General features: G+C 65.5%; 23 protein-coding genes. 11 read left to right on the top strand and 12 right to left on the bottom strand.

The features are described from left to right. Positions 1 to 79: 79 nt before the first annotated feature. From holA to BLQ58_RS19785, 5 genes are all read right to left on the bottom strand, one after another. A complete protein-coding gene (gene holA / locus BLQ58_RS19805; protein WP_092601409.1) occupies positions 80 to 1150 on the bottom strand; it encodes a DNA polymerase III subunit delta in 1071 nt (356 codons plus the stop codon). Between the two features lie 43 nt (positions 1151 to 1193). Continuing rightward, a complete protein-coding gene (gene lptE, locus BLQ58_RS19800; protein ID WP_092601407.1) occupies positions 1194 to 1709 on the bottom strand; it encodes an LPS-assembly lipoprotein LptE in 516 nt (171 codons plus the stop codon). 26 nt (positions 1710 to 1735) lie between these two features. Further along, a complete protein-coding gene (leuS, locus tag BLQ58_RS19795) occupies positions 1736 to 4357 on the bottom strand; it encodes a leucine--tRNA ligase (protein WP_092601405.1) in 2622 nt (873 codons plus the stop codon). A gap of 175 nt (positions 4358 to 4532) precedes the next feature. Next, a complete protein-coding gene (gene dapB, locus BLQ58_RS19790; RefSeq protein WP_092601404.1) occupies positions 4533 to 5330 on the bottom strand; it encodes a 4-hydroxy-tetrahydrodipicolinate reductase in 798 nt (265 codons plus the stop codon). 104 nt (positions 5331 to 5434) lie between these two features. Then, on the bottom strand, positions 5435 to 6049 hold the full coding sequence (locus tag BLQ58_RS19785; protein WP_092601402.1) for an outer membrane protein assembly factor BamE: 615 nt from the start codon (positions 6047 to 6049) through the stop codon (positions 5435 to 5437). A 200-nt stretch (positions 6050 to 6249) separates the two neighbouring features. Here BLQ58_RS19785 and fur point away from each other — a divergent pair, with 200 nt between their 5' ends. After that, a complete protein-coding gene (fur, locus tag BLQ58_RS19780; RefSeq protein ID WP_066732268.1) occupies positions 6250 to 6681 on the top strand; it encodes a ferric iron uptake transcriptional regulator in 432 nt (143 codons plus the stop codon). A gap of 101 nt (positions 6682 to 6782) precedes the next feature. Here fur and BLQ58_RS19775 read toward each other — a convergent pair whose 3' ends face one another. Further along, positions 6783 to 7787, bottom strand: coding sequence for a LysR family transcriptional regulator (locus BLQ58_RS19775; RefSeq protein WP_092601400.1), 1005 nt, complete (start codon positions 7785 to 7787; stop codon positions 6783 to 6785). Between the two features lie 294 nt (positions 7788 to 8081). Between BLQ58_RS19775 and BLQ58_RS19770 the strand changes: the two genes are divergently transcribed. Beyond that, positions 8082 to 8678: a flavin reductase family protein gene (locus BLQ58_RS19770; RefSeq protein WP_092601398.1), complete on the top strand. Its 597-nt coding sequence runs from the start codon at positions 8082 to 8084 to the stop codon at positions 8676 to 8678. Between the two features lie 65 nt (positions 8679 to 8743). Here the strand turns inward: BLQ58_RS19770 and gap are convergent, their stop codons facing one another. Continuing rightward, entirely contained in the window at positions 8744 to 9742 is a 999-nt protein-coding gene (gene gap / locus BLQ58_RS19765) for a type I glyceraldehyde-3-phosphate dehydrogenase (RefSeq protein ID WP_092601396.1), read from the bottom strand. 85 nt (positions 9743 to 9827) lie between these two features. Beyond that, complete coding sequence (gene tkt / locus BLQ58_RS19760; RefSeq protein ID WP_092601394.1) at positions 9828 to 11864, bottom strand: transketolase; 2037 nt, start codon at positions 11862 to 11864, stop codon at positions 9828 to 9830. A gap of 115 nt (positions 11865 to 11979) precedes the next feature. Here tkt and BLQ58_RS19755 point away from each other — a divergent pair, with 115 nt between their 5' ends. From BLQ58_RS19755 to BLQ58_RS19740, 4 genes are all read left to right on the top strand, one after another. After that, a complete protein-coding gene (locus BLQ58_RS19755) occupies positions 11980 to 12837 on the top strand; it encodes a spermine/spermidine synthase domain-containing protein (RefSeq protein ID WP_254776027.1) in 858 nt (285 codons plus the stop codon). Positions 12838 to 12899: 62 nt separating this feature from the next. After that, positions 12900 to 13334 carry a VOC family protein gene (locus tag BLQ58_RS19750; RefSeq protein ID WP_092601389.1) on the top strand — a complete coding sequence of 145 codons (435 nt, stop codon included), beginning with the start codon at positions 12900 to 12902 and terminating at the stop codon, positions 13332 to 13334. Then, positions 13334 to 14077: a 16S rRNA (uracil(1498)-N(3))-methyltransferase gene (locus tag BLQ58_RS19745; RefSeq protein ID WP_092601387.1), complete on the top strand. Its 744-nt coding sequence runs from the start codon at positions 13334 to 13336 to the stop codon at positions 14075 to 14077. The genes BLQ58_RS19750 and BLQ58_RS19745 overlap by 1 nt, the downstream gene beginning before the upstream one ends. 15 nt (positions 14078 to 14092) lie before the next feature. Continuing rightward, on the top strand, positions 14093 to 14716 hold the full coding sequence (locus BLQ58_RS19740; RefSeq protein ID WP_092601385.1) for a YidB family protein: 624 nt from the start codon (positions 14093 to 14095) through the stop codon (positions 14714 to 14716). 91 nt (positions 14717 to 14807) lie between these two features. On the opposite strand, the gene BLQ58_RS19735 is transcribed toward BLQ58_RS19740, so the two are convergent. The 3 genes from BLQ58_RS19735 to BLQ58_RS19725 all read right to left on the bottom strand — a co-directional run bounded on the left by BLQ58_RS19735 (position 14808) and on the right by BLQ58_RS19725 (position 18513). Then, on the bottom strand, positions 14808 to 15416 hold the full coding sequence (locus BLQ58_RS19735; RefSeq protein ID WP_092601383.1) for a barstar family protein: 609 nt from the start codon (positions 15414 to 15416) through the stop codon (positions 14808 to 14810). After that, positions 15413 to 15760 carry a guanyl-specific ribonuclease gene (locus tag BLQ58_RS19730; protein WP_092601381.1) on the bottom strand — a complete coding sequence of 116 codons (348 nt, stop codon included), beginning with the start codon at positions 15758 to 15760 and terminating at the stop codon, positions 15413 to 15415. The genes BLQ58_RS19735 and BLQ58_RS19730 overlap by 4 nt, the downstream gene beginning before the upstream one ends. Before the next feature lie 428 nt (positions 15761 to 16188). Next, the gene (locus BLQ58_RS19725; RefSeq protein WP_092601379.1) at positions 16189 to 18513 is read right to left on the bottom strand and encodes an NADP-dependent malic enzyme; all 2325 of its coding nucleotides are present in this window, start codon (positions 18511 to 18513) and stop codon (positions 16189 to 16191) included. Between the two features lie 234 nt (positions 18514 to 18747). Between BLQ58_RS19725 and thiL the strand changes: the two genes are divergently transcribed. The 3 genes from thiL to BLQ58_RS19710 all read left to right on the top strand — a co-directional run bounded on the left by thiL (position 18748) and on the right by BLQ58_RS19710 (position 20970). Further along, positions 18748 to 19728: a thiamine-phosphate kinase gene (thiL, locus tag BLQ58_RS19720; RefSeq protein WP_092601538.1), complete on the top strand. Its 981-nt coding sequence runs from the start codon at positions 18748 to 18750 to the stop codon at positions 19726 to 19728. A gap of 102 nt (positions 19729 to 19830) precedes the next feature. Beyond that, on the top strand, positions 19831 to 20412 hold the full coding sequence (locus tag BLQ58_RS19715; protein ID WP_092601377.1) for a phosphatidylglycerophosphatase A family protein: 582 nt from the start codon (positions 19831 to 19833) through the stop codon (positions 20410 to 20412). Positions 20413 to 20472: 60 nt separating this feature from the next. Next, complete coding sequence (locus BLQ58_RS19710) at positions 20473 to 20970, top strand: CinA family protein (RefSeq protein ID WP_092601375.1); 498 nt, start codon at positions 20473 to 20475, stop codon at positions 20968 to 20970. 83 nt (positions 20971 to 21053) lie between these two features. Here the strand turns inward: BLQ58_RS19710 and pyrF are convergent, their stop codons facing one another. After that, positions 21054 to 21872 (bottom strand): orotidine-5'-phosphate decarboxylase, encoded by an 819-nt coding sequence (pyrF, locus tag BLQ58_RS19705; protein ID WP_092601536.1) that lies wholly within the window; start codon positions 21870 to 21872, stop codon positions 21054 to 21056. Positions 21873 to 22096: 224 nt separating this feature from the next. Between pyrF and BLQ58_RS19700 the strand changes: the two genes are divergently transcribed. Then, positions 22097 to 22981 (top strand): DMT family transporter, encoded by an 885-nt coding sequence (locus BLQ58_RS19700; protein ID WP_092601373.1) that lies wholly within the window; start codon positions 22097 to 22099, stop codon positions 22979 to 22981. A 474-nt stretch (positions 22982 to 23455) separates the two neighbouring features. After that, positions 23456 to 24418 carry a magnesium/cobalt transporter CorA gene (gene corA, locus BLQ58_RS19695; RefSeq protein WP_066732294.1) on the top strand — a complete coding sequence of 321 codons (963 nt, stop codon included), beginning with the start codon at positions 23456 to 23458 and terminating at the stop codon, positions 24416 to 24418. Positions 24419 to 24455: the final 37 nt, after the last annotated feature.

Below are 24455 nucleotides of genomic sequence, written 5' to 3'. Positions count from 1 at the left end.
GCTGTGGGTGCCGCGATGTCGAAGCGCCGGCGCGGCTGCCGGCAGTAATCTGGTTGGTTCGCTGCCTGGGTCCGGGACGTCAGGCTGGCCGCGCGATCAGCAGCGCAAGCTGCAGCAGGCCGTCCCATGGTTCGGCTGGCAGGCTGCCCGCCGCGCCACCGGCGCCTGGCAGGTCGGCCAGGCCCTTGACCTGGCGGTCCAGCCGCGCGGCCATGGCCAGCGCGGCCTCCAGCTGCGGCATCGACAACCGTTGCGCAGCCTGTGGCACCAGGCGCTCACGCGGGCCCCAGACGCGCAGTTCGCGCATCAGCACACCCGCCGGCTTGCCAGCCGCCAGCCCTTGCCGGACCTTGGATAATACGCGAATTTCCTCGGTCAACGCCCACAGGACCAGCACCGTGGCCTCGCCCTCGCCGCGCAGCCCTTCGAGCATGCGCGTCAGGCGCGGCACATCGCCGCCGAGCATCGCCTCTGACAGCTTGAACACGTCGTAGCGGGCCACGTTCAGCACCGCGTCGTGCACCTTGTCGAACGTCAGCACGCCCGCCGGGTACAGCAGCCCCAGTTTCTGGATTTCCTGGTGCGCGGCCAGCAGGTTGCCTTCCACCTTGTCGGCGATGAACTGCAGCGAGCGCCGGCCGGGCTCGCCCGGTTCCACGCGCTGCTGCTGCAGGGCCAGCCGCTCGCCCACCCAGGCAGGCAGGCGCGTGCGGTCCACGGCATCCACCTTGATCGATACCCCGGCCGACTCCAGCGCCTGGAACCAGGCCGATTTCGACGTGGCGAAGTCGAGCCTTGGCAACGTGACCAGCATCACCACGTCCGGTGACGGCTGGGCTGCCACGGCGCGCAATGCCTCGCCGCCATCCTTGCCGGGCTTGCCCGACGGCACGCGCAGTTCCACGATCTTGCGGTCGCCGAACAGTGACATCGACTGCTGGGCCTCGGTGACCTGGCCCCACTGGAAGCCGCGCTCGGCCACCAGCACTTCGCGCTCGGTAAAGCCCGAGTCCCGCGCCGCGCGGCGCAGGCGGTCCACCGCCTCCAGCACCAGCAAGTGCTCGTCGCCATGCACCACGTAGAGCGGCGCCAGGCCCCTGGCCTGGGCCTGCTTCAGGTGTGCATCGAGTCCGTCGAGCTTGAGCTGCATCGTGTTGCCCTGTGCCTGCGAAGCGATCCGCGCGCGGCCGCGATCAGATCGTCTTGACCGCTGCCAGGCGGCGCATCAGCTGCTGCACGATGTCCTTCTGCATATCGCGGTACAGCTGCTGCTCTTCGTAGTCCTTGGCCAGCGTATTGGCTTCGTTGTACGTCAGGTCGCGCGTCAGGACCAGCGTCGACGCCGGAATCAGTTCCTTGCCGGCGGCATCGCGCAGCCGGAAGCTGAAACGCTGGGTCAGCCGGTATTCGCGCACCACGCCCTGGGCCGTGATCGACAGGATCGACTTGCCGCGCGTATCGGCCAGCACGTCCAGCAACGCGTCCGCTTCCTCGCGCTCCTCCACGACCTTCGTGTCGGAGCCGTTGCGGATATTGCGGCGCAGGTCGGCGCCCATCAGCGAATTGGGCGGCAGGCCGATGTAGAGCCGCTTGAATGCGAAATCGGCGTTCCCGCGCATGTGAAAGCCGCAGCCGGCCAGCAAGCCGGCCGCCGCCATTGCAGCCCCGATGGCGAGAAATCCGCGGCGTCCCATGTCCGGTCGATCCATTGCTTGTGTCTTCCTGGCTGTGTGGCTCAGAGCACCACGTTGACGAGCCGGCCCGGCACCACCACGATCTTCTTGGGCGCGGCGCCGTTGGCAAACTTCGCCACGATCTCGCTGCCCGCGGCCACGGCCTCGATGGCGGCGCGGTCGGCATCGGCAGGCACCGTCAGGCTGCCACGGACCTTGCCATTGATCTGCAGCACCAGTTCGATTTCGGTGCGTACCAGCGCGCTTTCGTCCACCTGCGGCCAGGCCGCGTCGAGGATGTCGCCGGCTTCGGCTGCGTAGCCGAGTTCGGTCCAGAGCCCGTGCGCGATATGCGGTACCACCGGATACAGCACGCGCAGCAGGATGCTGAAGCCTTCGCGGCGCGCGGCCGGCGACGCCGCCTTGGCATCTTCCAGCGCGTTCAGCATCTTCATCGTCGCCGACACGACGGTGTTGTACTGGATCCGCTCGTAGTCGTAGTTGGCCTGCTTGAGCACCGTGTACAGCTCGCGGCGCACATCGGCATCGGCGGCCGTGAACTGGGTGCCAGCCCCATCGCGAATCGCCTGGGCGTTCGCGTAGCCGTAGTTCCAGACGCGGCGCAGGAAGCGCGACGCGCCGTCCACGCCCGAACCGCTCCATTCGAGCTGCTGCTCGGGCGGTGCGGCAAACATCACGAACAGGCGGGCCGTATCGGCGCCATGCTGGTCGATCAGCGCCTGCGGGTCGATGCCGTTGTTCTTCGACTTCGACATCTTCTCGATGCCGCCGATCACCACCGGCTGGCCGTCGGCCTTGGCCGTCGCGCCAACCGGACGGCCCCGCTCGTCGGTCTGCACATCCACGTCGGCCGGGTTGTACCAGATCTTCTTGCCCGACGCGTCTTCACGGTAGAACGTCTCGTTCAGCACCATGCCCTGCGTGAGCAGGTTCGTGAACGGCTCGTCGAACTTGACCAAGCCCATGTCGCGCATGACCTTGGTCCAGAAACGCGCGTACAGCAGGTGCAGGATCGCGTGCTCGATGCCGCCGATGTACTGGTCCATCGGCATCCAGTAGTCGTTGCGGCCGTCCACCATCGTGCCGGCATCGGGGCACGTATAGCGCATGTAGTACCAGCACGAGTCGATGAACGTATCCATCGTGTCGGTTTCGCGGCGCGCGGGCTTGCCGCACGACGGGCAGGTGCATTCCAGGAAACGCGGGTCCTTGTTCAGCGGATTGCCGGTGCCGTCCGGCACCAGGTCTTCCGGCAGCACCACGGGCAGGTCCTTTTCGGGTACCGGCACCACGCCGCAGCTGTCGCAGTGGATCAGCGGAATCGGCGTGCCCCAGTAACGCTGGCGCGAGATGCCCCAGTCGCGCAGGCGCCACGTCACCTTCTTCTCGCCCAGGCCCTTGGCTGCCAGGTCGGCGGAAATGGCGTCGACCGCCGCCTGGTAGGCCATGCCGTCGTACTTGCCGCTGTGAATGCAGGTGCCGTGTTCCTTGTCGCCGTACCATTCCTGCCAGGCGTCGGTCGAATACGGCTGGCCCTTGACGTCGATGACCTGCTTGATCGGCAGGTTGTACTTCTTCGCGAACGCAAAGTCGCGCTCGTCATGCGCCGGCACGCCCATCACGGCGCCATCGCCGTACGTCATCAGCACGTAGTTGCCGACCCACACGTCCACCTGCTCGCCGGTCAGCGGATGCGTGACCTTCAGCCCGGTAGGCATGCCCTTCTTCTCCATGGTCGCCATGTCGGCTTCCATGACCGAACCGTGCTTGCATTCGTCGATGAACGCGGCCAGCGGCGGATTGTTCGCGGCAGCGTGGGTGGCCAGCGGGTGCTCGGCGGCCACTGCGCAGAACGTGACACCCATGATCGTGTCGGCGCGGGTGGTGAACACGAACAGCTTGCCGTCGCCCACCAGCTTGCCGTCGGCGCCCTGGATCTGGTGCGGGAAGGCAAAGCGCACGCCCTCGCTGCGGCCGATCCAGTTCTGCTGCATGATCTTGACGCGCTCCGGCCAGCCCAGGCTATCCAGGTCGCCCAGCAGTTCCTGCGCGTAGTCGGTGATGCGCAGGTAGTACATCGGGATCTCGCGCTTTTCGACCACCGCGCCCGAACGCCAGCCGCGGCCGTCGATCACCTGCTCGTTGGCCAGCACGGTCTGGTCCACGGGGTCCCAGTTCACGGTGCCGGTCTTGCGGTAGGCGATGCCCTTTTCCAGCATCTTCAGGAACAGCCACTGGTTCCAGCGGTAGTAGTCGGGGCTGCAGGTGGCCACTTCACGCGACCAGTCGATCGCCAGGCCCATCGACTGCATCTGCTTCTTCATGTAAGCAATGTTGTCGTAGGTCCAGGCGGCCGGCGCCACCTTGTTGTTCAGCGCGGCGTTTTCCGCCGGCATGCCGAACGCGTCCCAGCCCATCGGCATCAGCACGTTGCGGCCATTCATGCGCAGATAGCGCGCCATCACGTCGTTGATGGTGTAGTTGCGCACGTGACCCATGTGCAGCTTGCCCGACGGATACGGCAGCATCGAGCAGGCGTAGAACTTCGGCTTTTCCTTGCCGTCGGGCCCGACCGCGTGCTCCGATACCTTGTAGGCATCGATCGCTTGCCAGTGCTGCTGGGCGGCTTGTTCAACGGCGGACGGAAGATATTTGTCTTGCATGGTCGGGACGACGGTCTGGGCAACGGTTCACGCGCGGCGACTGGCGCGCCGGCGGCCGGGGGGATCGGAAAAGCGAAAGAGACGATTATAACCGTGGCCGACGACGATTCCGGCCCTGCCACGGCGGCGCCCAAAGGCGCGAGCAGCCCGCCATGGCGAGCCGCGCGGCAGCGGGTTACTTCAGGCCCAGCACATCCTGCATGTCGAACATGCCGCTGGGCTTGTCGGACAGGAAGCGGGCGGCGCGCACCGCGCCATCGGCGTACGACTGGCGGCTGGACGACTTGTGGCTGATCTCGATGCGCTCCCCGATACCGGCGAACATCACCGTATGGTCGCCCACGATATCGCCGCCGCGGATCGTGGCAAAACCGATCGATTTCGGATCGCGCGGACCCGTGTGGCCTTCGCGGGCATATACGGCGCAGTCGTCGAGGTTGCGGCCAAGCGCATTCGCGATCACCTCCCCCATCGTCAGCGCAGTGCCCGACGGCGCATCCACCTTGTGGCGATGATGCGCTTCGATCACTTCGATGTCGTAGCCCGTCGACAGCAGCTTGGCGGCCACTTCGAGCAGCTTGAACGTGGCGTTCACCCCCACGCTGAAGTTCGACGCGAACACCACCCCGATCGACTTGGCGGCGTCGGCCAGGGCCTGCTTGCCGGCGGCGTCGAAGCCCGTCGTGCCGACCACGATCTTCTTGCCCAGGCGCTTTGCCGCGTCCAGGTGGACCAGCGTGCCTTCGGGGCGCGTGAAGTCGATCAGGCAATCGGCGGCGCCGAGCACGGCGTCGATATCGGACGAGATCTTGACGCCCGTGTCGCGGCCCAGGAACAAGCCGGCATCCTGGCCCAGCGCGGGCGACGAGGCATGCTCCAGCGCACCCGCCAGCGTGACGCCCTCGGTATTCAGAACGGTTTCGATCAGCATGCGGCCCATGCGGCCGGAGGCACCTGCGATGGCGATTTTCATGGCGTGGCGTTGCGGTGTCGGAAAGACTGGGAAGGCTGCGACCCGGCCATACAGGCCGGGCGCACGGATGCGATGGGCGGCAACCGGCCGGAGCCGGCTCCCGATCAGCTGGCCGGTTTGTCCGGGGTGGCGCTCGTGGCCGGTGCCTGGGCGGCCGGCTCCGAGGCAGGAGGCGTCGATTCGGCGGCCGGCGCCGGCGCGGCTTCCGGAGCCGAGGCACCCGTGGCGGCCGGTGCGGACGCCGGCTGGGCAGTACTGGCGCTGGACGTCGCAATGCCGATCTTCTGGTTGCGTTGCGCGGCCTTCATGCCGTCGATTTCGGCAATCAGCTCGTATTCCGACGGCAAATCAGCGCCCTGCCACTTCACCAGCTTGTCGTCATCGAAGAAAACCGTGAACTGGCGCGACTGCACCACCGGCGTGCTGCCCCGGCGGAACGAGAAATAGTAGTCCCAGCGATTGCCGTGGAACACGTCCTGCAGCAGAGGCGTACCCAGCAGGAAGCGGACCTGGTCGCGCGTCATGCCTTCGCGCAGTTGCGAAGCCGCCTCGCGGGACACGAAGTTGCCCTGAACGATGTTGATGCGATATGGCGTGATGGCCTCTGCCACCTTGCGCGACGTGCTGTCGTAGGCCGAGCAGGCGCCGGCCAGCAGCGCGGCGGCCAGCAGGGAAGACACCAGCGCGGGGCGCATGGCGGACGAACGGAATGAACGCATGTATCTCGCTTCCAGACGGGAATGGTTCTGTGCCGGTACCGACGCTCCGCGGACAAACGGAGGCGGCCGGCACGGCCAGGCGCATCGCGGGTACGCCACCTTGCGGGTGACGGCCGGGCGCCATGGCACCGGGGCGACTTTTGTCGCCAAAACCCTTATGATTCAACTATCCAGACATTGTACTCTAGGGAGTCACGCCCATGCCGAGTCCGGCGGACCTCAAAAATATCGGCCTGAAGGCGACCGTCCCCCGCCTGAAGATTCTTGAAATCTTCCAGACCAGCGAACAGCGCCATCTGAGCGCAGAAGACGTTTACCGCATCCTGCTCAACGAGCACATGGATATCGGGCTCGCCACGGTCTATCGCGTCCTGACCCAGTTCGAACAGGCGGGCCTGCTGTCCCGCAACAACTTTGAATCGGGCAAGGCGATTTTCGAACTCAACGAAGGCAAGCACCACGACCACCTGGTGTGCCTGGACTGCGGCCGCGTCGAGGAATTCTTTGACGGCGATATCGAGCAGCGCCAGCAGAGCATTGCGCGCGAGCGGGGCTTTGCATTGCAGGAACATGCGTTGTCGCTGTACGGCAACTGCACCAAGAACGACTGCCCCCACCGACCCAAACGATAAGCCGCGGGGGGCTGGCATGATCCGGTCCTCACCATGCAGGCAACAAAAAACCGGCGCCCTGGCGCCGGTTTTTTGTTGGGCGTGCCGACTCGGCCGGCCGCTTATTCCTGCGGCAGATTGTCCTGTTCGGCTTCGGTCACAACGCGCAGGGTACGTGCCGCGGCTATCTGAGGCAGGCCCACAAATTCTCCAACGACCTGACGAAACAGGTGTCGGGCCCAGACCAGCATCGGATGCGTATTCCGGCTGCGGTGCCAGAACATGTTCAGGCCCAGCGTCGTGTTCAGTTCCGCCGGCAGCGGGAACGCCTTGAGCCCGTAGGTTTCGCACGCCATGTCCTTGGTCAGCGCGTTGCCCGTGAAGATCATGTCCGTCTGCGCCGCCAGTTCGGCCTGGGCACGCCACGAATGCACCGTCAGCGTGGCATTGCGCTTCAGACCGCGCTGCTGCAGCGCGTAGTCCAGCGGAATCAGCGCCGGCGCCGGTCGGCCTGTGCCGCCCGAATGCGCCATGAAGATATGGCTGCACTCCAGGTATTGCTCCAGCGTGCAATCGTTCTTGAGCAGTGGATGATTCTTGCGCGCGCACACCCACAGGTTCAGCGAGGTCACCATTTCCTCGACGATTTCCGGATGGCGGGTCGGGAATGGAGAAAATGCCAGGTCCAGCTCATTGGCGCGCATGGACGCCACGTCACTTTCCCACGAATGCGATTCCACGAGCCGGATATGCAGGTCCGGCGCCAGCTGCTTGATACGCAGCACGAAACGATTGAAGACGGTATCGCCCAGTTCGGCCGCAAAGCCGATGCTCAGGGTGCCGGTGGCAACCGCGGGGTCAAAATTGTCTGCATCGCCCTCGTTGATGGACGACCACAGGTCGAGCATGTCACGGATTTTGGGACCCAGTTCCAGCGCACGGGGCGTGGGTGTCAGCCCATGCGGCACGCGGATAAAGAGGGGGTCGTCGAAAATTTCGCGCAGGCGGCCAAGCGAATGCGATACGGCGGGCGCCGTCATATGCATTTTCTCCGCCACATAAGTGGCGTTTCGCTTGCTTAGCAGCTCGGTAAAAATCACCAGCAGCTTGGTATCCACGTTCACCATGATCAGGCCCGGTTGTTATGTCTCGCGCTTCTGGATGGCCCCACCACTTTCACTGGCTGCACATCAGATTTCAACAGATTCTTCCGAGTGTAAGAGAAAAAAACGGCAGGGAAAAGCAAATTCGGCATTTCTCGCACTACGCGAATCGGTAATCGAGGGATTTTTGACAACATTGGGACAGATAATGTCAAAAACCGCGATCCCGGCGCGCGCGAGGCCCGCTATATTGACCTGAAGGGGCTCGATCCTGCCTTGCGCCCACTCACATTACCTCGGAATTTTCGGACGTGCATCATGACTTCCCCTCGTCTCGGCGTTGATCTTGCCAAAGCCTATCGGCTGCTCAATCACGGTCCCACGGTACTGGTTAGCGCAGCCCACGGCGGCCAGCGCAACATCATGGCGGCCGCCTGGGCAATGCCGCTCGATTTTGCGCCGCCCAAGGTGGCGGTCGTGCTGGACAAGGCCACCTGGACGCGCCGCCTGCTGGAAGCCAGCGGCGAGTTCGCCCTGCAGGTGCCCACGGTCAGCCAGGTCGACATCACCCAGGCCTTGGGCTCCAGTTCCGGCCTGACCATGCTGGAACAGCAAGGCATCGACAAGTTCGCCGCCTACGGGCTGCAGACGTTTACCGGCAGCGTGATCGGCGCGCCCTTGCTGGAAGGCTGCGCGGCCTGGCTCGAATGCCGGCTGCTGCCCGAACCCGCCATCCAGGCCGGGTACGACCTGTTCCTGGGCGAAGTGGTGGCCGCCCATGCCGACAGCCGGGTCTTCAGCGAAGGCCGCTGGCACTTTACCGGCCATGACAGCCTGCGCACCATTCACCATGTGGCGGGCGGCCATTTCCTGGTGGACGGCGATGCCGTGGATGCAAAACCGCTGACACCCTGATCCCCCTGCGGCCGAAAATAAAAAAACGCGCCCGAAGGCGCGTTTTTTCATGACGCGAGCACCAATTACTTGGCGACGACGCGTGCCATTTCCAGGCACTTGTTCGAATAACCCCATTCGTTGTCGTACCAGCTCACGACCTTGATGAACGTGCCGTCCAGCGCGATACCGGCTTCGGCGTCGAAAATCGAGGTACGGGCGTCGCCGCGGAAGTCCGTGGCCACAACCTTGTCTTCCGTGTAACCCAGCACGCCCTTCAGCGCGCCCTGGCTCTGGGCCTTCATCTCGGCGCAGATTTCTTCGTACTTGGCCGGGTTTTCCAGTTCGACGGTCAGGTCGACCACCGACACGTCCGACGTCGGCACGCGGAACGACATGCCCGTCAGCTTCTTGTTCAGCTGCGGAATCACCACGCCGACGGCCTTGGCGGCGCCGGTCGACGACGGGATGATGTTTTCCAGGATGCCGCGGCCACCGCGCCAGTCCTTGTTCGACGGGCCGTCAACGGTCTTCTGCGTCGCCGTGGCAGCGTGCACGGTCGTCATCAGGCCGCGCTTGATGCCCCACTTGTCGTTCAGCACCTTGGCCACCGGGGCCAGGCAGTTCGTGGTGCAGCTGGCGTTCGAGATGATCGCTTCGCCCTTGTACGTTTCGTGGTTCACGCCGTACACGAACATCGGGGTGTCGTCCTTCGACGGGGCCGACATGATCACCTTTTTGGCGCCGGCGTCGATGTGCTTCTGCGCGCCTTCCTTGGTCAGGAAGATGCCGGTCGATTCGATGACCACGTCCGCGCCAACCTCGCCCCACTTCAGTTCCGACGGATCCTTGACGGCGGTCAGGCGGATCTTCTTGCCGTTGACGACCAGCGTGTTGCCGTCGACCGACACTTCGCCGTCGAAGCGGCCATGGACCGAGTCGTACTTCAGCATGTAGGCCAGGTAGTCCGGCTCCAGCAGGTCGTTGATGGCAACGACTTCAATGTCCTTGAAGTTCGCGGCGGCGGCGCGGAACACCATGCGTCCGATACGGCCAAAGCCGTTGATGCCGATCTTGATGGTCATGTCTATCTCCTAGAGTGCAATCGATAAAGCCGGTAGCCGGCGCCGGTCGCCGGCGCATCGCACCGGCTGACCGCGCGGGCGGAAATTACTGGGCAAGCGTGGCGCGAACGGTGTCGGCCACATTGTCTACCGTGAAGCCGAAGTGCTTGAACAGCACGCCAGCCGGAGCCGATTCGCCGAACGTGTCGATGCCGACGACCGCCTGGACCTGGTACTTCCACCAGAAATCGGTCACGCCGGCTTCCACGGCGATGCGCGGAACGCCGGCCGGCAGCACGCTCGCCTTGTAGGCGGCGTCCTGCTTGTCGAACACCGTCGTGGCGGGCACCGAGACCACGCGCACATGCACGCCCTCGGCGGCCAGCGCATCGGCGGCGCCCACGGCCAGGCCCACTTCCGAGCCCGTGGCCAGGATCACGGCGTCCGGACGCTTGGTGCGCGGGTTCTTTGCATCGCGCAGCACGTAGCCGCCGCGTGCGATATTGGCACGCGTGACATCGTCGCGCTTCTGGAACGGCAGGTTCTGGCGGCTGAAGATCAGGCAGCTCGGGCCGTTCGTGCGGCGGATCGACTCGGCCCAGGCCACGGCCGTTTCGGTCGTGTCGGCGGTACGCCAGACGTCCATGTTCGGAATCAGGCGCAGGCTGGCCACGTGCTCGATCGACTGGTGCGTCGGGCCGTCTTCGCCCAGGCCGATCGAATCGTGCGTGAACACGAACAGCGTGCGGATCTTCATCAGCGCGGCCATGCGCAGCGCATTGCGGCTGTAGTCCGAGAACGTCAGGAACGTGGCGCCGTAGGGCACGTAGCCGCCATGCAGCGTGATGCCGTTCATGATGGCGCTCATGCCGAACTCGCGCACACCGTAGTTGATGTGGTTGCCCCATGCATCCACGCGCACGGCCTGGGTGCCCGACCAGTTGGTCAGGTTCGAGCCGGTCAGGTCGGCCGAGCCGCCCAGGAATTCCGGCAGCACCGGCGCGAACGCCTCGATGGTGTTCTGGCTGGCCTTGCGCGTGGCGATCGTCTCGGCCTTTTCCTCGCACTTGGCGATGAAGGCATCCACCGCGGCATCGAACGCGCCCGGCAGTTCGCCGCGCATGCGGCGCTTGAATTCACCGGCTTCAAACGGATGCACTTCGGCGTAGGCGTCGAACAGCGCGTCCCACGCCTTTTCCAGCGCGCTGCCGGTGGCCTTGGCGTTCCAGGCGTTGTACACGTCTTCCGGCAGTTCGAACGGGGCGTGGGCCCAGCCCAGCGCCTCGCGCGTGGCCAGTACTTCGGCGCCGCCCAGCGGGGCGCCGTGCACGTCGTGGCCGCCGGCCTTGTTGGGCGCGCCCTTGCCGATGATCGTGCGGCAGCAGATCAGCGTCGGCTTGTCGCTGGCCTTGGCCTGGGCGATGGCGTTATCGACCGCCACCACGTCGTGGCCGTCCACACCGCGGATCACATTCCAGCCGTAGGCCTCGAAACGCTTCGGCGTATCGTCGGCAAACCAGTGCACCACGTCGCCGTCGATCGAGATGCCGTTGTCATCCCACAGCGCGATCAGCTTGTTCAGCTTCAGCGTGCCGGCCAGCGAGCAGGCTTCGTGGCTGATGCCTTCCATCAGGCAGCCGTCGCCCATGAACACGTAGGTGTGATGGTTGACGATGTCGAAACCGGGGCGGTTGAATTCCTCGGCCAGCAGGCGCTCGGCCAGTGCCATGCCCACCGCGTTGGTGATGCCCTGGCCCAGCGGACCGGTGGTCGTTTCCACACCCGGGGTGATGCCGTATTCCGGGTGGCCGGCGGTCTTGCTGTGCAGCTGGCGGAAGTTGCGCAGCTCTTCCACCGGCAGGTCGTAGCCGGTCAGATGCAGCAAGGCATAAATCAGCATCGATCCGTGGCCGTTAGACAGCACGAAGCGGTCGCGGTCGGCCCAGTGCGGATTGACCGGGTTATGCTTCAGGTGCCGCCCCCACAGCGCCACGGCGATGTCCGCCATACCCATCGGCGCGCCGGGGTGACCGGAGTTGGCCTGCTGGACGGCATCCATGGCAAGCACGCGGATGGCGTCGGCCATCAGCTTGACGGGTTGATTGGCGAAAGGACTGGTGGCGGGATGGGCGAGGGCAGACATGCGAGAACCTGACGGCGGGAAAACCGCAATTTTAGCAGAAGCAGGCGGCATTTCCGGACGCGCAGACGCGCCCCGAAGGGGGTCTCAGACGTGGACCGAATGGCTGGCGCCCGGTGTGGGCACCACGCTGTGCGATATCACCGTGCTGGCTGCGGCGCGCACTGCCCACCAACAGGTCGAAATTGGCGAGAATGCGAAATTTGGCCGCATTTTCCGGCTGGATGGACGCGTGATGAGCACCGAAGCCGACGCCCATATCCAGCATGAACTGATGACCGTGCCGATGGCCGCAGTGCACGGTTCGCCACGCAGCGCGCTGGTAGTGGGCGGCGGCGACGGCGGATCGGCCTTCGAACTGCTGCGAATTCCCACCATGCGGGAAGTGGTGGTGGCCGAGCTCGATGCTGAAGTCGTCCGCCTGGCGCGCGAATGGCTGCCCGGCATTCACCGTGGCGCCCTCGACGAGCCCGGCGATCCGCGCCTGCACCTGGCCATTGGCGACGGCCTGGGCCTGATGGAGGCGTTTGCGCGGGCCGGCCGCCAGTTCGACCTGATTGTCTATGACCTGACCGAGGCCGACGACGGCAGCCCGGCCGCCGCGCTGTTCTCCCCGCACGGGCTTCAGACGGCACGGCGCTGCCTGAGCGCCGGTGGGGCGATGTCGCTGCATCTGGGTCCGCCCTGGCACCGCCCCGAGGCCGCGCGGCTGCTGCTGGCGCGCCTGCGCCAGGTATTCCGGAACGTGGCGCCGCTGGCCACGTTCGTGCCGGCGTACGGTGCGCTGTGGGGAATCGCGCTGGCCAGCGATACGCTGGACATCGCGGCCCACCCGCCCGAGCGGATTGGGTCGCGCCTGCAACAGTGGAAGCTCGATGGCCTGCTGCGGGCCTACCACGCCGGGCTGCACCCGACACTGTTCAACCATCCGCGCCATTTGCAGGCGATCTTCGACAGCGCAGGCCGTCCCGCGTAACATGCACAAACGCCCCGCCGCCGCCGTGCGCGCGGGGCTTTCGTGCCATCCGGGAGACCCGCATGTCCAGACCGCTCAACACGCCCTGGCTGACGCCCTATCTCACGGTCGCCAGCGGACGCGCCGCCCTCGATTTCTATCAAAGGGCATTCGGCTTCAAAGCCGGGCATGTCGTCGATGAGAACGGCGTGCCCACCCACGCCGAAATGCACTACCAGGGCCAGATCGTCATCATGTTCGCGCCCGAGGGCGCGTGGGGCAGCACGGCCCGCACGCCCCGCTCCATGGGCGTCGAAGCGCCGCAGACGTTCTACCTGTATTGCGAGGACGTCGACGCGCTGTACGCACAGGCGACTGGCGCCGGTGCAACCAGCGTCATGCCGCCCGCCGACCAGTTCTGGGGCGACAGATACTGCATGGTCGAAGATCCCGATGGATACCGATGGGGCTTTGCCACGCCGCTGGCCAAGGCTCCGGACGCCAAACCCACCCCCTGATGCCTCCCAGATTCTTTGTCGATGCGGCGCTGGCCGCCGATGCCGTATTGGATTTGCCCGACGCCGTGGCGCGCCACGTGCAGGTGCTGCGCCTGGCCCCGGGCGACGCCATCACGCTGTTCAACGGCCAGGGCGGCAGCCATGCCGCCACCCTCGCCGAGATCGGCAAGCGTCACGCCACCGCGCAGATTGGCGCGCATGACGCCGCCGAAGCCGAAACGCCGTTCGCAATCACGCTGGCGCAAGGCCTGGCCGGCGGCGACAAGATGGACTGGCTGATCGAAAAGGCCGTCGAACTGGGCGTGGCCGCCATCCAGCCACTGCAGGCCGCCCGCTCGGTAGTGCGCCTGTCCGGCGACCGCGCGCTCAAGCGGCAGGCACACTGGCAGGCGCTGGTGCAGGCCGCGTGCGAACAATGTGGCCGCAATCGCTTGCCGCGGCTGGCGCCGGTCGCTACTTTTGAAGCGTGGCTGGCGGCTGCGCCCGCCACGGGGGCCCGGCTGCTGCTGTCGCCGCGGGCCACGGGGTCGCTGCCCGAGCTTGCGCAGGCGCATCGCGACGCCTGGCGTGCCGAAGGGGTGACGCTGCTGATCGGCCCCGAAGGGGGCCTTTCCCCGGACGAAGAAGACGCCGCGCGGCGTGCCGGTTTTATCGGCGTGTCACTCGGACCGCGCATCCTGCGCACGGAAACCGCCGGGCTGGCTTGCCTGGCAACGCTGAACGCCATTCTTGGCGGATTTTGAGATAAGGAGTCTGAGATGGGACTACTCGATAGCGTACTCGGTGGCGTGCTCGGCCAGCTTGGCGGCCAGCAGCAGGAAGGCCAGTCCGGCGGCGTCAATCCGAAGCTGATGATGGCCCTGGGCCTGCTGGCGATGCTGGCCATGCGGCACAAGAGCCAGGGCGCCGACGGCAGCGTGGCGCCGGCCGATGCCGGCGACAATCCGATCGGTGGCGCCGGTGGCCTCGGTGGCCTCGGTGGGCTGGGTGGCATGCTCGGCGGCATGCTGGGTGGCGGCAGCGCACCGGCTCCGGGCGGGCTCGATCTGGGTTCGCTGCTGGGCGGGCTGCTCGGCGGACAGGGCGAAGCCGGCGCATCGGCCCAGGCGATGGGCGCGGCCAGCGGCGGCATCGGCGCGCTGCGCGACATCCTGGCGCAGGCCGGGCTGGGCCAGCAGGTGGACTCCTGGATTGGCACCGGCGCCAATCAGGCCGTCAGCGCCAATGACCTGTCGGCGGCGCTGGGCAATACCGGCGCGCTGCAGTCGCTGGCTGAAACCACCGGCATGTCGTCGGACGATGTGGCCGCCAGTCTCAGCGAAGGCCTGCCCGAGCTGATCGACCGCCTGACACCGACCGGCGAGGTTCCTCCCGCGGCCTGAGGCGTCGCTCCCGGCCAGGGACGATCCGGAAGAACAAACAAAAAGCCCGCTGACACCAGCGGGCTTTTTCATGGGCGATTCGTTCGAGCCGTCAGGCGAACGAATAGAACACCCGGAACTGCACCTTGCGCTCGCTCCAGAACTCGGCTGCGTCGCGGAACACATCCAGCAGCACTTCGCGGGCTTCCTTGTCGAACTTCTGCGCGATCGGCAGGCCTTCGAGCACGATCACGAAACCGGGCTGCGGCCCCGCCTTGTGGATCATGTCGGTCAGGCAGTCAGACAAGGCATCGAAATTCTTGCCGAAATGCTTCGGGAAGGTGAACTCGGTGGCGATCCGCTCAAGAATCTCGGCCTTGCTCGCGCAGTCGGCACAGTTCGCGTACAGGAAATGCTGATTCAGCGCGGCGGCTGCCTGAGCCAGCTCGGGCACGCGGAATGCGCGGATCGACTGGACGATGTTAGGGCGCACCGTCTTGAACAGATTCATGGCTCCCTCGTTGGTGCCGTCGTCAGCCCATGTGGCCATGACAGGGGCACAGGCGGGCGGAAGTCGTGGCGTCAGATCCTGGCGCGGCATCATCAGCACGTTGTCGTAAAGGTTCTGGGCCTGATGGTGAGCCCGTTGCCAGCCATCTCCGGCGCCGCGCTCCTCGCGGGCGGCAAGGGCGTCGCCCAATCCGAAAATGTCAGTCATCATTTGGTTATCCGTTTGAAACTGTTGTAGTGGTCTTCCGTGTAGTAGCAGTCGTTCGCGGCGCGTTGATCACCACCGCAAACTATCCGCTTGGCTCCCCGATTCCGGCTTTTGCTGTTCTTGACGGTGTATTCGCGGTAATACCCGCGAGGCTGCTGCGGCAGGATGCGTTCGTAGTTGCCGAACCGCGAACCATCCTTGTCATACGGAAACGGGCCGCCGGCCTCTATCAGGTCCAGCGTTTGCCGCGCTTCGTTGGGCAACTGCTGTGCCGGGATGGTTCCCACCCCAAGCACGTCGGGCGACTGCCTTGCCATCGCGCCTTGCGGCGACAGGACCAGCGCCATCGATAGCGCCGCGCCGGCCAACACGTGGCCCAGGCTTCGTGCCAGGCTCAGGGACTGCCAATGTGACTGCCGCTGCGACTGGCTTTGTGAAATCCGGGAACCCACGATAGTGAATGAATCGTTGGCGAAAGTTGATGGTGGGTCATTCCGGCATCGCTTCAGTCTCTTTTCGGACCCCCAGCGGCTACCGGTACGCCCAGGCGAGCGTCCGCATTCAAAGGCGTAAGGTTACGCGCAAGTCCATCATTAATCAATCCCTGCGCCCGGCGAGCCCGAATTTCCTCAATTGTTTCAACATGTTATTGATATGTGTGCGCATACTAACCGCGCAGGCGGCGATTTGACGCGGGCATGAAAAAAGCCGGGCGAACCCGGCTCTTGCACCACATGGCCCGGCGGTCGCAGTCGGCCGCCGGTAAAACGGCCGATCAGGCCTTGGCGGCAGCGTCCACCACCACCAGCGCCGTCATGTTGACGATACGGCGCACCGTGGCCGACGGCGTCAGGATGTGAACCGGCGCCTTTACGCCCAGCAGGATCGGGCCGATGGCCACGTTGTTGCCGGCCGCCACCTTGAGCAGGTTGTACGAAATGTTGGCCGCGTCGATGTTCGGGCACACCAGCAGGTTGGCTTCGCCCTTGAGCGAGCCGTCCGGCACCAGCGAATCGCGCAGCTTTTGGTCCAGCGCGCTGTCGCCGTGCATTTCGCCGTCGACTTCCAGTTCAGGCGCGCGCTCGCGCAGAATGGCCAGCGTTTCGCGCATCTTGCGGGCCGACGGGGCCTCCGACGTACCGAAGTTCGAGTGCGACAGCAGGCCAACCTTGGGCTCGATGCCGAAGCGCTTCAGCTCTTCGGCGGCCATCAGCGTGATCTCGGCCAGCTCGGCGGCGGTCGGATCGATGTTGACGTGCGTGTCCACCAGGAAGATCTGGCGGCCCGGCAGCACCAGGCCGTTCATCGCGGCGTAGACGCAGTTGGTACCGCCCAGCACCTGGTCGATGTAGCGCAGGTGGGCCGCAGTCGTGCTGACCGTGCCGCAGATCATGCCGTCGGCCTCGCCCCGCTTGACCAGCATCGCGCCGATCAGCGTGGTGCGGCGGCGCATTTCCAGCTTGGCGTACTGCTGCGTGATGCCTTCACGGGCCATCATGCGGTAGTAGGCGTCCGAATAGTCGCGGAAGCGGTCGTCGTGCTCGGGGTTGACCACGGTGAAATCCACGCCCATGCGCAGGCGCAGGCCGAAGCGTTCGATGCGGTGCGACAGCACGGCCGGACGGCCGATCAGGATCGGGTTGGCCAGCTTTTCATCGACGATCACCTGCACGGCACGCAGCACGCGCTCTTCTTCGCCCTCGGCAAAGACGATGCGCTTCTTTTCCATCTCCACCTTGCGCGCGGCCGCGTAGATCGGCTTCATCAGCGTGCCCGAGTGGTAGACGAACTGCTGCAGCTGCAGGCGGTAGGCGTCCATGTCCTCGATCGGACGCGCGGCCACGCCCGACTTGGCGGCGGCCTCGGCCACGGCCGGTGCGATCTTGACGATCAGGCGCGGATCGAACGGCTTCGGGATCAGGTATTCGGGACCGAACGACAGATCCTGGATACCGTAGGCCGAGGCCACGATGTCGCTCTGTTCCTGGCGCGCCAGTTCCGCCACGGCATTGGCGGCGGCGATTTCCATTTCACGCGTGATCGTGGTGGCGCCGCAATCGAGCGCGCCACGGAAGATGAACGGGAAGCAGAGAACGTTGTTGACCTGGTTCGGGTAGTCGGTGCGGCCCGTGGCCATCACGGCGTCCGGACGGATTTCCTTGACCAGTTCCGGCATGATTTCCGGATTCGGGTTGGCCAGCGCCAGCACCAGCGGCTTGTCGGCCATCTTCTGCACCATCTCGGGCTTGAGCACGCCGGCGGCGGACAGGCCCAGGAAGATGTCTGCGTCGTCGATGACTTCGGCCAGGCGCCGCTTGTCGGTCTTCTGCGAGAAGCGTGCCTTTTCCGGGTCCATCAGCTCGGTACGGCCTTCGTAGACCACACCGGCCAGATCCGTCACCCAGATGTTCTCGATGGGCAGGCCCAGGTCGACGAGCAGGTCCAGGCAGGCCAGCGCGGCGGCGCCAGCGCCCGAGGCCACCAGCTTGACCTTCGAGATGTCCTTGCCCACGACCTTCAGGCCGTTGATCACGGCGGCGCCCACCACGATGGCGGTACCGTGCTGATCGTCGTGGAAGACGGGAATCTTCATCCGTTCGCGCAGCTTGCGCTCCACGTAGAAGCATTCCGGCGCCTTGATGTCTTCCAGGTTGATACCGCCGAAGGTCGGCTCCAGCGACGCGATGATGTCAACCAGCTTTTCGGGGTCCGTCTCGTCGATTTCGATGTCGAAGACGTCGATCCCGGCGAACTTCTTGAACAGGCCGGCCTTGCCTTCCATCACCGGCTTCGACGCCGCGGCGCCGATATTGCCCAGGCCCAGCACGGCGGTGCCGTTGGTGATCACGGCCACGAGGTTGCCACGGGCGGTGTAACGGAATGAATCGGCCGGGTTGGCGACGATTTCCTCGCACGCGGCAGCCACGCCCGGCGAATAGGCCAGGGCCAGGTCGCGCTGGTTCGACAGCGGCTTGGTCGGGGTGACGGAAATCTTGCCGGGGGTCGGAAACTCGTGATATTCGAGTGCGGCCTTGCGCAGCGCCTCACGCTGCTGCTGTTTCAGATCGTCTTGGGACGGGGACTGCTGAGGGCTTGTCATCTGCGCATCTTCCGATCGGTGGAGCCGCACTGAATAACGCTGGGAGATCAAGGGCCGGCTCCACGAACCCGTCGTCTCCGCTTGTACGCGCTTAAGATTTGCACGCTTAAGGATGGCGCATTTTATATTGTGAAAAACTATTTCACAATGGGCGTTTTGCGCGGGGCACCTTTGCGTTTCGGTACAATATGCCGCATGCCGATGGGCTTGACCAGCCGGTATGCGCCCCACCTGATGCCAAATCCCTCGCCCGCTTCCCTGTCCGAATTCGACCTGATTCGCCGATTCTTCACGCGTCCCGTCCGCAAGGCCGCGCTGGGCGTGGGCGACGACTGCGCCCTGATCGACGCCCGGCCGGGCCATCAGCTTGCCATCAGCACCGACATGCTGGTCAGCGGGCGCCACTTCTTTCCGGACGTGCCGCCGCGCGCGCTGGGGCACAAGGCGCTGGCCGTGAACCTGTCAGACCTGGCCGCGATGGGCGCCGAACCGCGCGCTTTCACGCTGGCGCTGGCGCTGCCGGACGCCGATCCCGCCTGGCTCGAAGCGTTTGCGGGCGGCATGCTGGCCTTGGCCGACCACCACAGCTGCGAACTGATCGGCGGCGATACCACCAAGGGGCCGCTGACACTGTCGATCACCGTGTTTGGCGACGTGCCGCCGCGCCAGGCCCTGCGCCGCGACGCCGCGCGCCCCGGCGACGATATCTGGATCTCCGGCACGCTCGGCGATGCCCGGCTGGCGCTGGGCGATTGCCGCGGCGAGTGGCTGCTGCCCGAGCCCGACTTCACGGTGATCCGCCCGCGCATGGATATGCCGACCCCGCGCGTGGCACTGGGCATGGCACTGCGCGGTGTGGCGCATGCCGCACTGGATATTTCCGATGGCCTGATCGGCGACCTGGGCCATATCCTGGCGCGCTCGTCGGTCGGCGCCATCCTGGACGTCGATGCGCTGCCCCGCTCGGAGATCCTCGCTGCGCAGCCGCTGGCGCTGCAGCGCGAATGCGTACTGGCCGGCGGCGATGACTACGAGTTGTGCTTTACCGCCCCGGCGGGCAATCGCGAGGCCATCGCAGCCATCAGCCGGCAGCTGGGCCTGCCGCTCACACGTGCCGGCTCGATCACATCGGAAGCCGGCCTGCGCATCGTCGATGGCAACGGCGACCCGTTCACGTTCACGGGCGCGTCATTCGATCATTTCAGCGCCCCGTGACACTTCGCGTGCAAGGCGTGTCATGATGCCAGGCATGCGCGCAACAGGGAGAGCTGCAAACTTGCGCGCCATATATCACTAGAAAGTCGAGCCAGGTTCTTGATGTCCGCTTATCCCCCCGGGGCCGCGCCACGCGATCCCGCCAATCCTGCCGAGCCCGTCACGCTGGAAGCCGGCCAGACCGCCAAGGTCATGCGCCCGACCGCCCGCTTCATGCTCGGCCATCCCGCCCGCCTGATTGCGCTGGGCTTTGGCTCAGGCCTGTCGCCGGTGAGCCCCGGCACGGTCGGCACGCTGTATGGCTGGCTGTCGTACGTCGTGATCTCGATGTGGATCGAGCCGAACACGTGGCTGTGGATCATCGCCGGCGGATTCCTGGTCGGCATCTGGGCCTGCCTGCGTACCGCGCGCGACATGGGCGTGTACGACCACGGCAGCATGGTCTGGGATGAAATCGTCGCCTTCTGGCTGGTGCTGGTGTTTGTCATGCCCACCGGCTTCTGGGGCCAGTTCGCCGCCTTCCTGTGGTTCCGCTTCTTCGATATCGTCAAGCCGGCGCCAATCCGGTACTACGACCGGACGCTCAAGGGCCCCGGTTTCACCGGCGCGTTCGGCGTGATGTTCGACGATATCTTCGCGGCGTTCTATACGCTGCTCGTCTTCGCCCTGTGGCGCTCGTTCTGAGCGCCCGCCCCTTTTTATCTTTCCTTCATCACTGCATCAGGATCTCGGGGAACCGTCGCCATGTCCGTCAGCCGCCTGCTTGACCAGCTTGCCATCCAGGCCGGAGCCGTCCTCGCCGAACGTTCGCTCATGCTGGCCACCGCCGAGTCCTGCACAGGCGGGCTGGTGGCGGCGGCCATCACCGATGTATCGGGGTCGTCGGGCTGGTTCGAGCGGGGCTTCGTGACTTACTCGAACGAAGCCAAGACCACCATGATCGGCGTGCCCGCCAAGCTGATCCGCGACCACGGCGCGGTCAGCGAGGAGGTAGCCCATGCCATGGCCGAGGGTGCGCTGCTGAACAGCCGCGCCCAGGTGGCGCTGTCGATCACTGGCGTGGCGGGACCGAACGGTGGCTCGCCCGAGAAGCCGGTAGGCATGGTCTGCTTCGGCTGGAGCAACCGCATCACCACCCGCACCGAGACCCAGCGATTCAAGGGCGACCGCGCCCAGATCCGCCGCCAGGCGGCCGAGCACGCGATGCGCGGGCTGATCGAACTGATCCGGAACGAGGAATAAACTCGGAATAAGAAAAGGGACAGGCGTGGCTTTGCTCCCCGCTCCCGCATGCGGGAGGGGGAAAAAACACAAATGCAGCAATATCAGCCGTGGCGATACCGGTTGATCGTCTCGCGCGTCTGCAGCGCCACGTTGCGGGCGGCGGCGGCAAAGTCCTTGTCGCGGCTGGCGTACAGGATCGCGCGCGACGAATTGATCATCATGCCGGTGCCATCGGCCGTGCGGCCCGCCTTCACCGTGGCCTCGATGTCGCCGCCCTGGGCGCCGATGCCCGGAATCAGCAGCGGCATGTCGCCCACGATCTGGCGCACCTTGGCGATTTCGTTCGGGAACGTCGCGCCCACCACCAGGCCCATCTGGCCATTGGTGTTCCAGCGTTCGCGCGCGGCTTCGGCCACTACCTGATACAGCGGCTTGCCGTCGACCTGCAGGAACTGGACGTCCGAACCGCCCGGGTTCGACGTGCGGCACAGCACGATCACGCCGCGGCCAGGATGCGCCAGGTAGGGCGACATCGAATCGAAACCCATGTACGGGCTGACGGTCACCGCGTCGGCCTTGTAGCGATCGAACGCCTCGATGGCGTAGTGCTCGGCCGTCGAGCCGATATCGCCGCGCTTGGCGTCGAGAATCACGGGAATCCCGGGATGGGCGTCGTGAATGTACTCGATCAGCTGCTCGAGCTGGTCTTCGGCGCGCTGCGAGTGGAAATAGGCAATCTGCGGCTTGAAGGCGCAGACCAGGTCGGCCGTGGCGTCGACGATTTCGCGACAGAACGAAAAGATTGCCCCGCCGGTGCCTGTCATCGACAGCGGCAGCTTGGCCGGGTCCGGATCGAGCCCGACGCACAGCAGGGAATCGTTTCGCTGCCAGGCATTGGACAGCAACTCGGTAAAGGTCATGGGATGCTCGGTATTCGGGGTGAAGCCGGCGGCCCGGCTGTGTTCGACAGTCTTCACAGCATAACGCGGGTCGGCGCCGGCCGGTTGGCGCGGCGGGGCGAACAAGGCATCCCGCGGCCCAACATATGGCGTGGGCGGCATTCTACCTGCTGACGTGATATTGTCTGAAGCTTCCGCTTAAAAAGAGCGACCCCATCACATCAGGTCGCCGCCTCTCCTGCGCCATGCACCTCGACCGCCGCGGTCTCGTCCTGCTCGTCATCCTGACCATCGCCTGGGGCCTGAACTGGCCGATCATGAAAGTCGGCGTCGCCCACTTCCCGGCCATGGGATTCCGGCTGCTGTGCATGGCGGGCGGGCTGGTGGCGCTGGGCCTGGCCCTGAAGCTGCGCGGCGATTCGCTGCAGGTGCCGCGCCAGGCGTGGGCCACCGTGGTCAGGCTGGCCATTCCGAACATGGTGATCTGGCATTTGTTCGCCATCTGTGCGGTCAAGATGCTGTCGTCGGGCCGGGCGGCCATCCTGGGCTACACCATGCCAATCTGGGCCGTGGTCTGGGGCCTGCTGGTCTTCCGCGAGCGGATCGCGCTGTCGGCCTGGATCGGCATCGCCTGCGCGCTGACCGGCACCGTGCTTCTGCTGTCGGGCGAGATCGCCGCGCTGACCGGCAGCCCGGCCGGCACGCTGCTGATGCTGGTGGCGGCCGCCGGCTGGGGCTTCGGCACCCAGTTGATGAAGCGCACCCAGATCGATGTGCCGATCGGCGCGCTGACCTTCTGGATGCTGGCCGTCACGCTGCCGTTCCTGGCCGTCGGATCGCTGCTGTTCGAGACCGGCTGGCGCATGCCCACCGGCATCGAATGGGCCGCCATCGCCTACAACGCCGTGGTGGTCTTTGCATACTGCCACCTGGTCTGGTTCGCGCTGGCGCGCAGCCTGCCGCCCGTGGTGTCCAGCCTGTCGATCATGTTCATTCCCGTGGTGGGTGTGTTCTCGGGCATGTGGCTGCTGGGCGAGACGCCGCACTGGCAGGACTACGCGGCCATCGTGCTGATGTTCGCGGCGCTGTCGTCCGTGATGCTGGCCCCGCTGCTGCGGCGGCGCCTGTGAGCAACACCGGCGCAGAGATTTCGCTTAACAAGCCCCCCCGCGTTGGATTACACTCGCGGCCATCAGAATCCCGGAGAAACTACGTGGGCAGTAGCATCGGGTGTTCGGGTTGTAGCGGCCAGGCCGCGTCATCGCCGGATGCCATGTCACTGCGGGCTGCGTAACGCCGATCCGCGTGGGGCCATTGCCCTGCTCGTCGCCGTACTTGCCCGCAGACACCTGCGGGTGAGTGTGTCTTTCCGTTTCTCCTGCGGCCGCCTGCCGGCCGCCGCGCGCTGCGGATCTTCCCCTCCCCCGGCTTGCCAGCCAGATACAGGCAACAGGCAAACGTCATCGCCTTGCAACGGACCGGCTCCCGCCGTCCGGACGCAGCGCGATCACGCTTGCCGGCCGCCCCATGGTCGCTTTGCTGGCGATGCCTTGCCTGCGCCTGTTTCCGGACAAACGCGCAATCAGTAACAAGGAATCGAAGGGATGATCAATCTGTTCGTCCTGCAGAAAGGTCGGCTCGCCCAGGAGCAGGTCGACGAGCGCAATGAGCTGCTGCAGCACAAGCCCATCTGGATCGACGTGGTCAGCCCCGACGACGAGGAGTTGGCGTGGATCAAGGAAGCCTACGGCGTAGTCCTGCCGGAACTCGAAGACCTCGGTGACCTTGAGGCATCGGCACGTTACTTCGAGGGCGAGGACGAGAACATCCATATCCGCACCGACTTCCTGCTGGCGGAAGACGAGGCGTCGCGCAACGTGCGCGTGGCGTTCGTGCTCACGCGCGACGTCCTGTTCTCGATCCACGACGAAGACCTGCCCGTGTTCCGCCTGGTACGGCTGCGCGCCCGGATGCGGCCCGGCTCGGTGCGCAATGCCAAGGACGTGCTGATGGACCTCTACGCGACCGACGCCGAGTATTCGGCCGATTCGATCGAGGAGATCTACGAGCGGCTGGAAGAAGCCAGCCGCCGCGTGCTGGCCGAGAACGTGACCGATGCCGCCGCCGCCGACGTGCTGGAGACCATCGCCCGCGAGGAAGACTTGAACGGCCGCATCCGCCGCAACGTCATGGACACGCGCCGGGCGGTGTCGTTCCTGATGCGCAGCCAGCTGTTGTCGGCCGAGCAGCAGGACGAGGCACGCCAGATCCTGCGCGACATCGATTCGATCGAGAACCACACCGCGTTCCTGTTCGACAAGATCAACTTCCTGATGGACGCCACGGTCGGTTTCATCAACATCAACCAGAACAAGATCATCAAGCTGTTCTCGGTGGTGTCGGTGGCGCTGATGCCGCCCACGCTGATCGCCAGCATCTACGGCATGAACTTCAAGCTGATGCCGGAACTGGACTGGGCCATCGGCTACCCGTGGGCCATCGCGCTGATGGCCGTGTCGGCGGCGATCCCGCTGGTGTATTTCAAGAGGAAGGGCTGGCTGAGCTGAAGCGATCGGCGACTCCCCTGCCCCGCATGGCGGGAGA

The sequence above is a fragment of the Ralstonia sp. 25mfcol4.1 genome, from assembly GCF_900104095.1.
Lineage (GTDB): Bacteria > Pseudomonadota > Gammaproteobacteria > Burkholderiales > Burkholderiaceae > Cupriavidus.
This window is presented reverse-complemented; position numbering and strand designations above follow the sequence as displayed.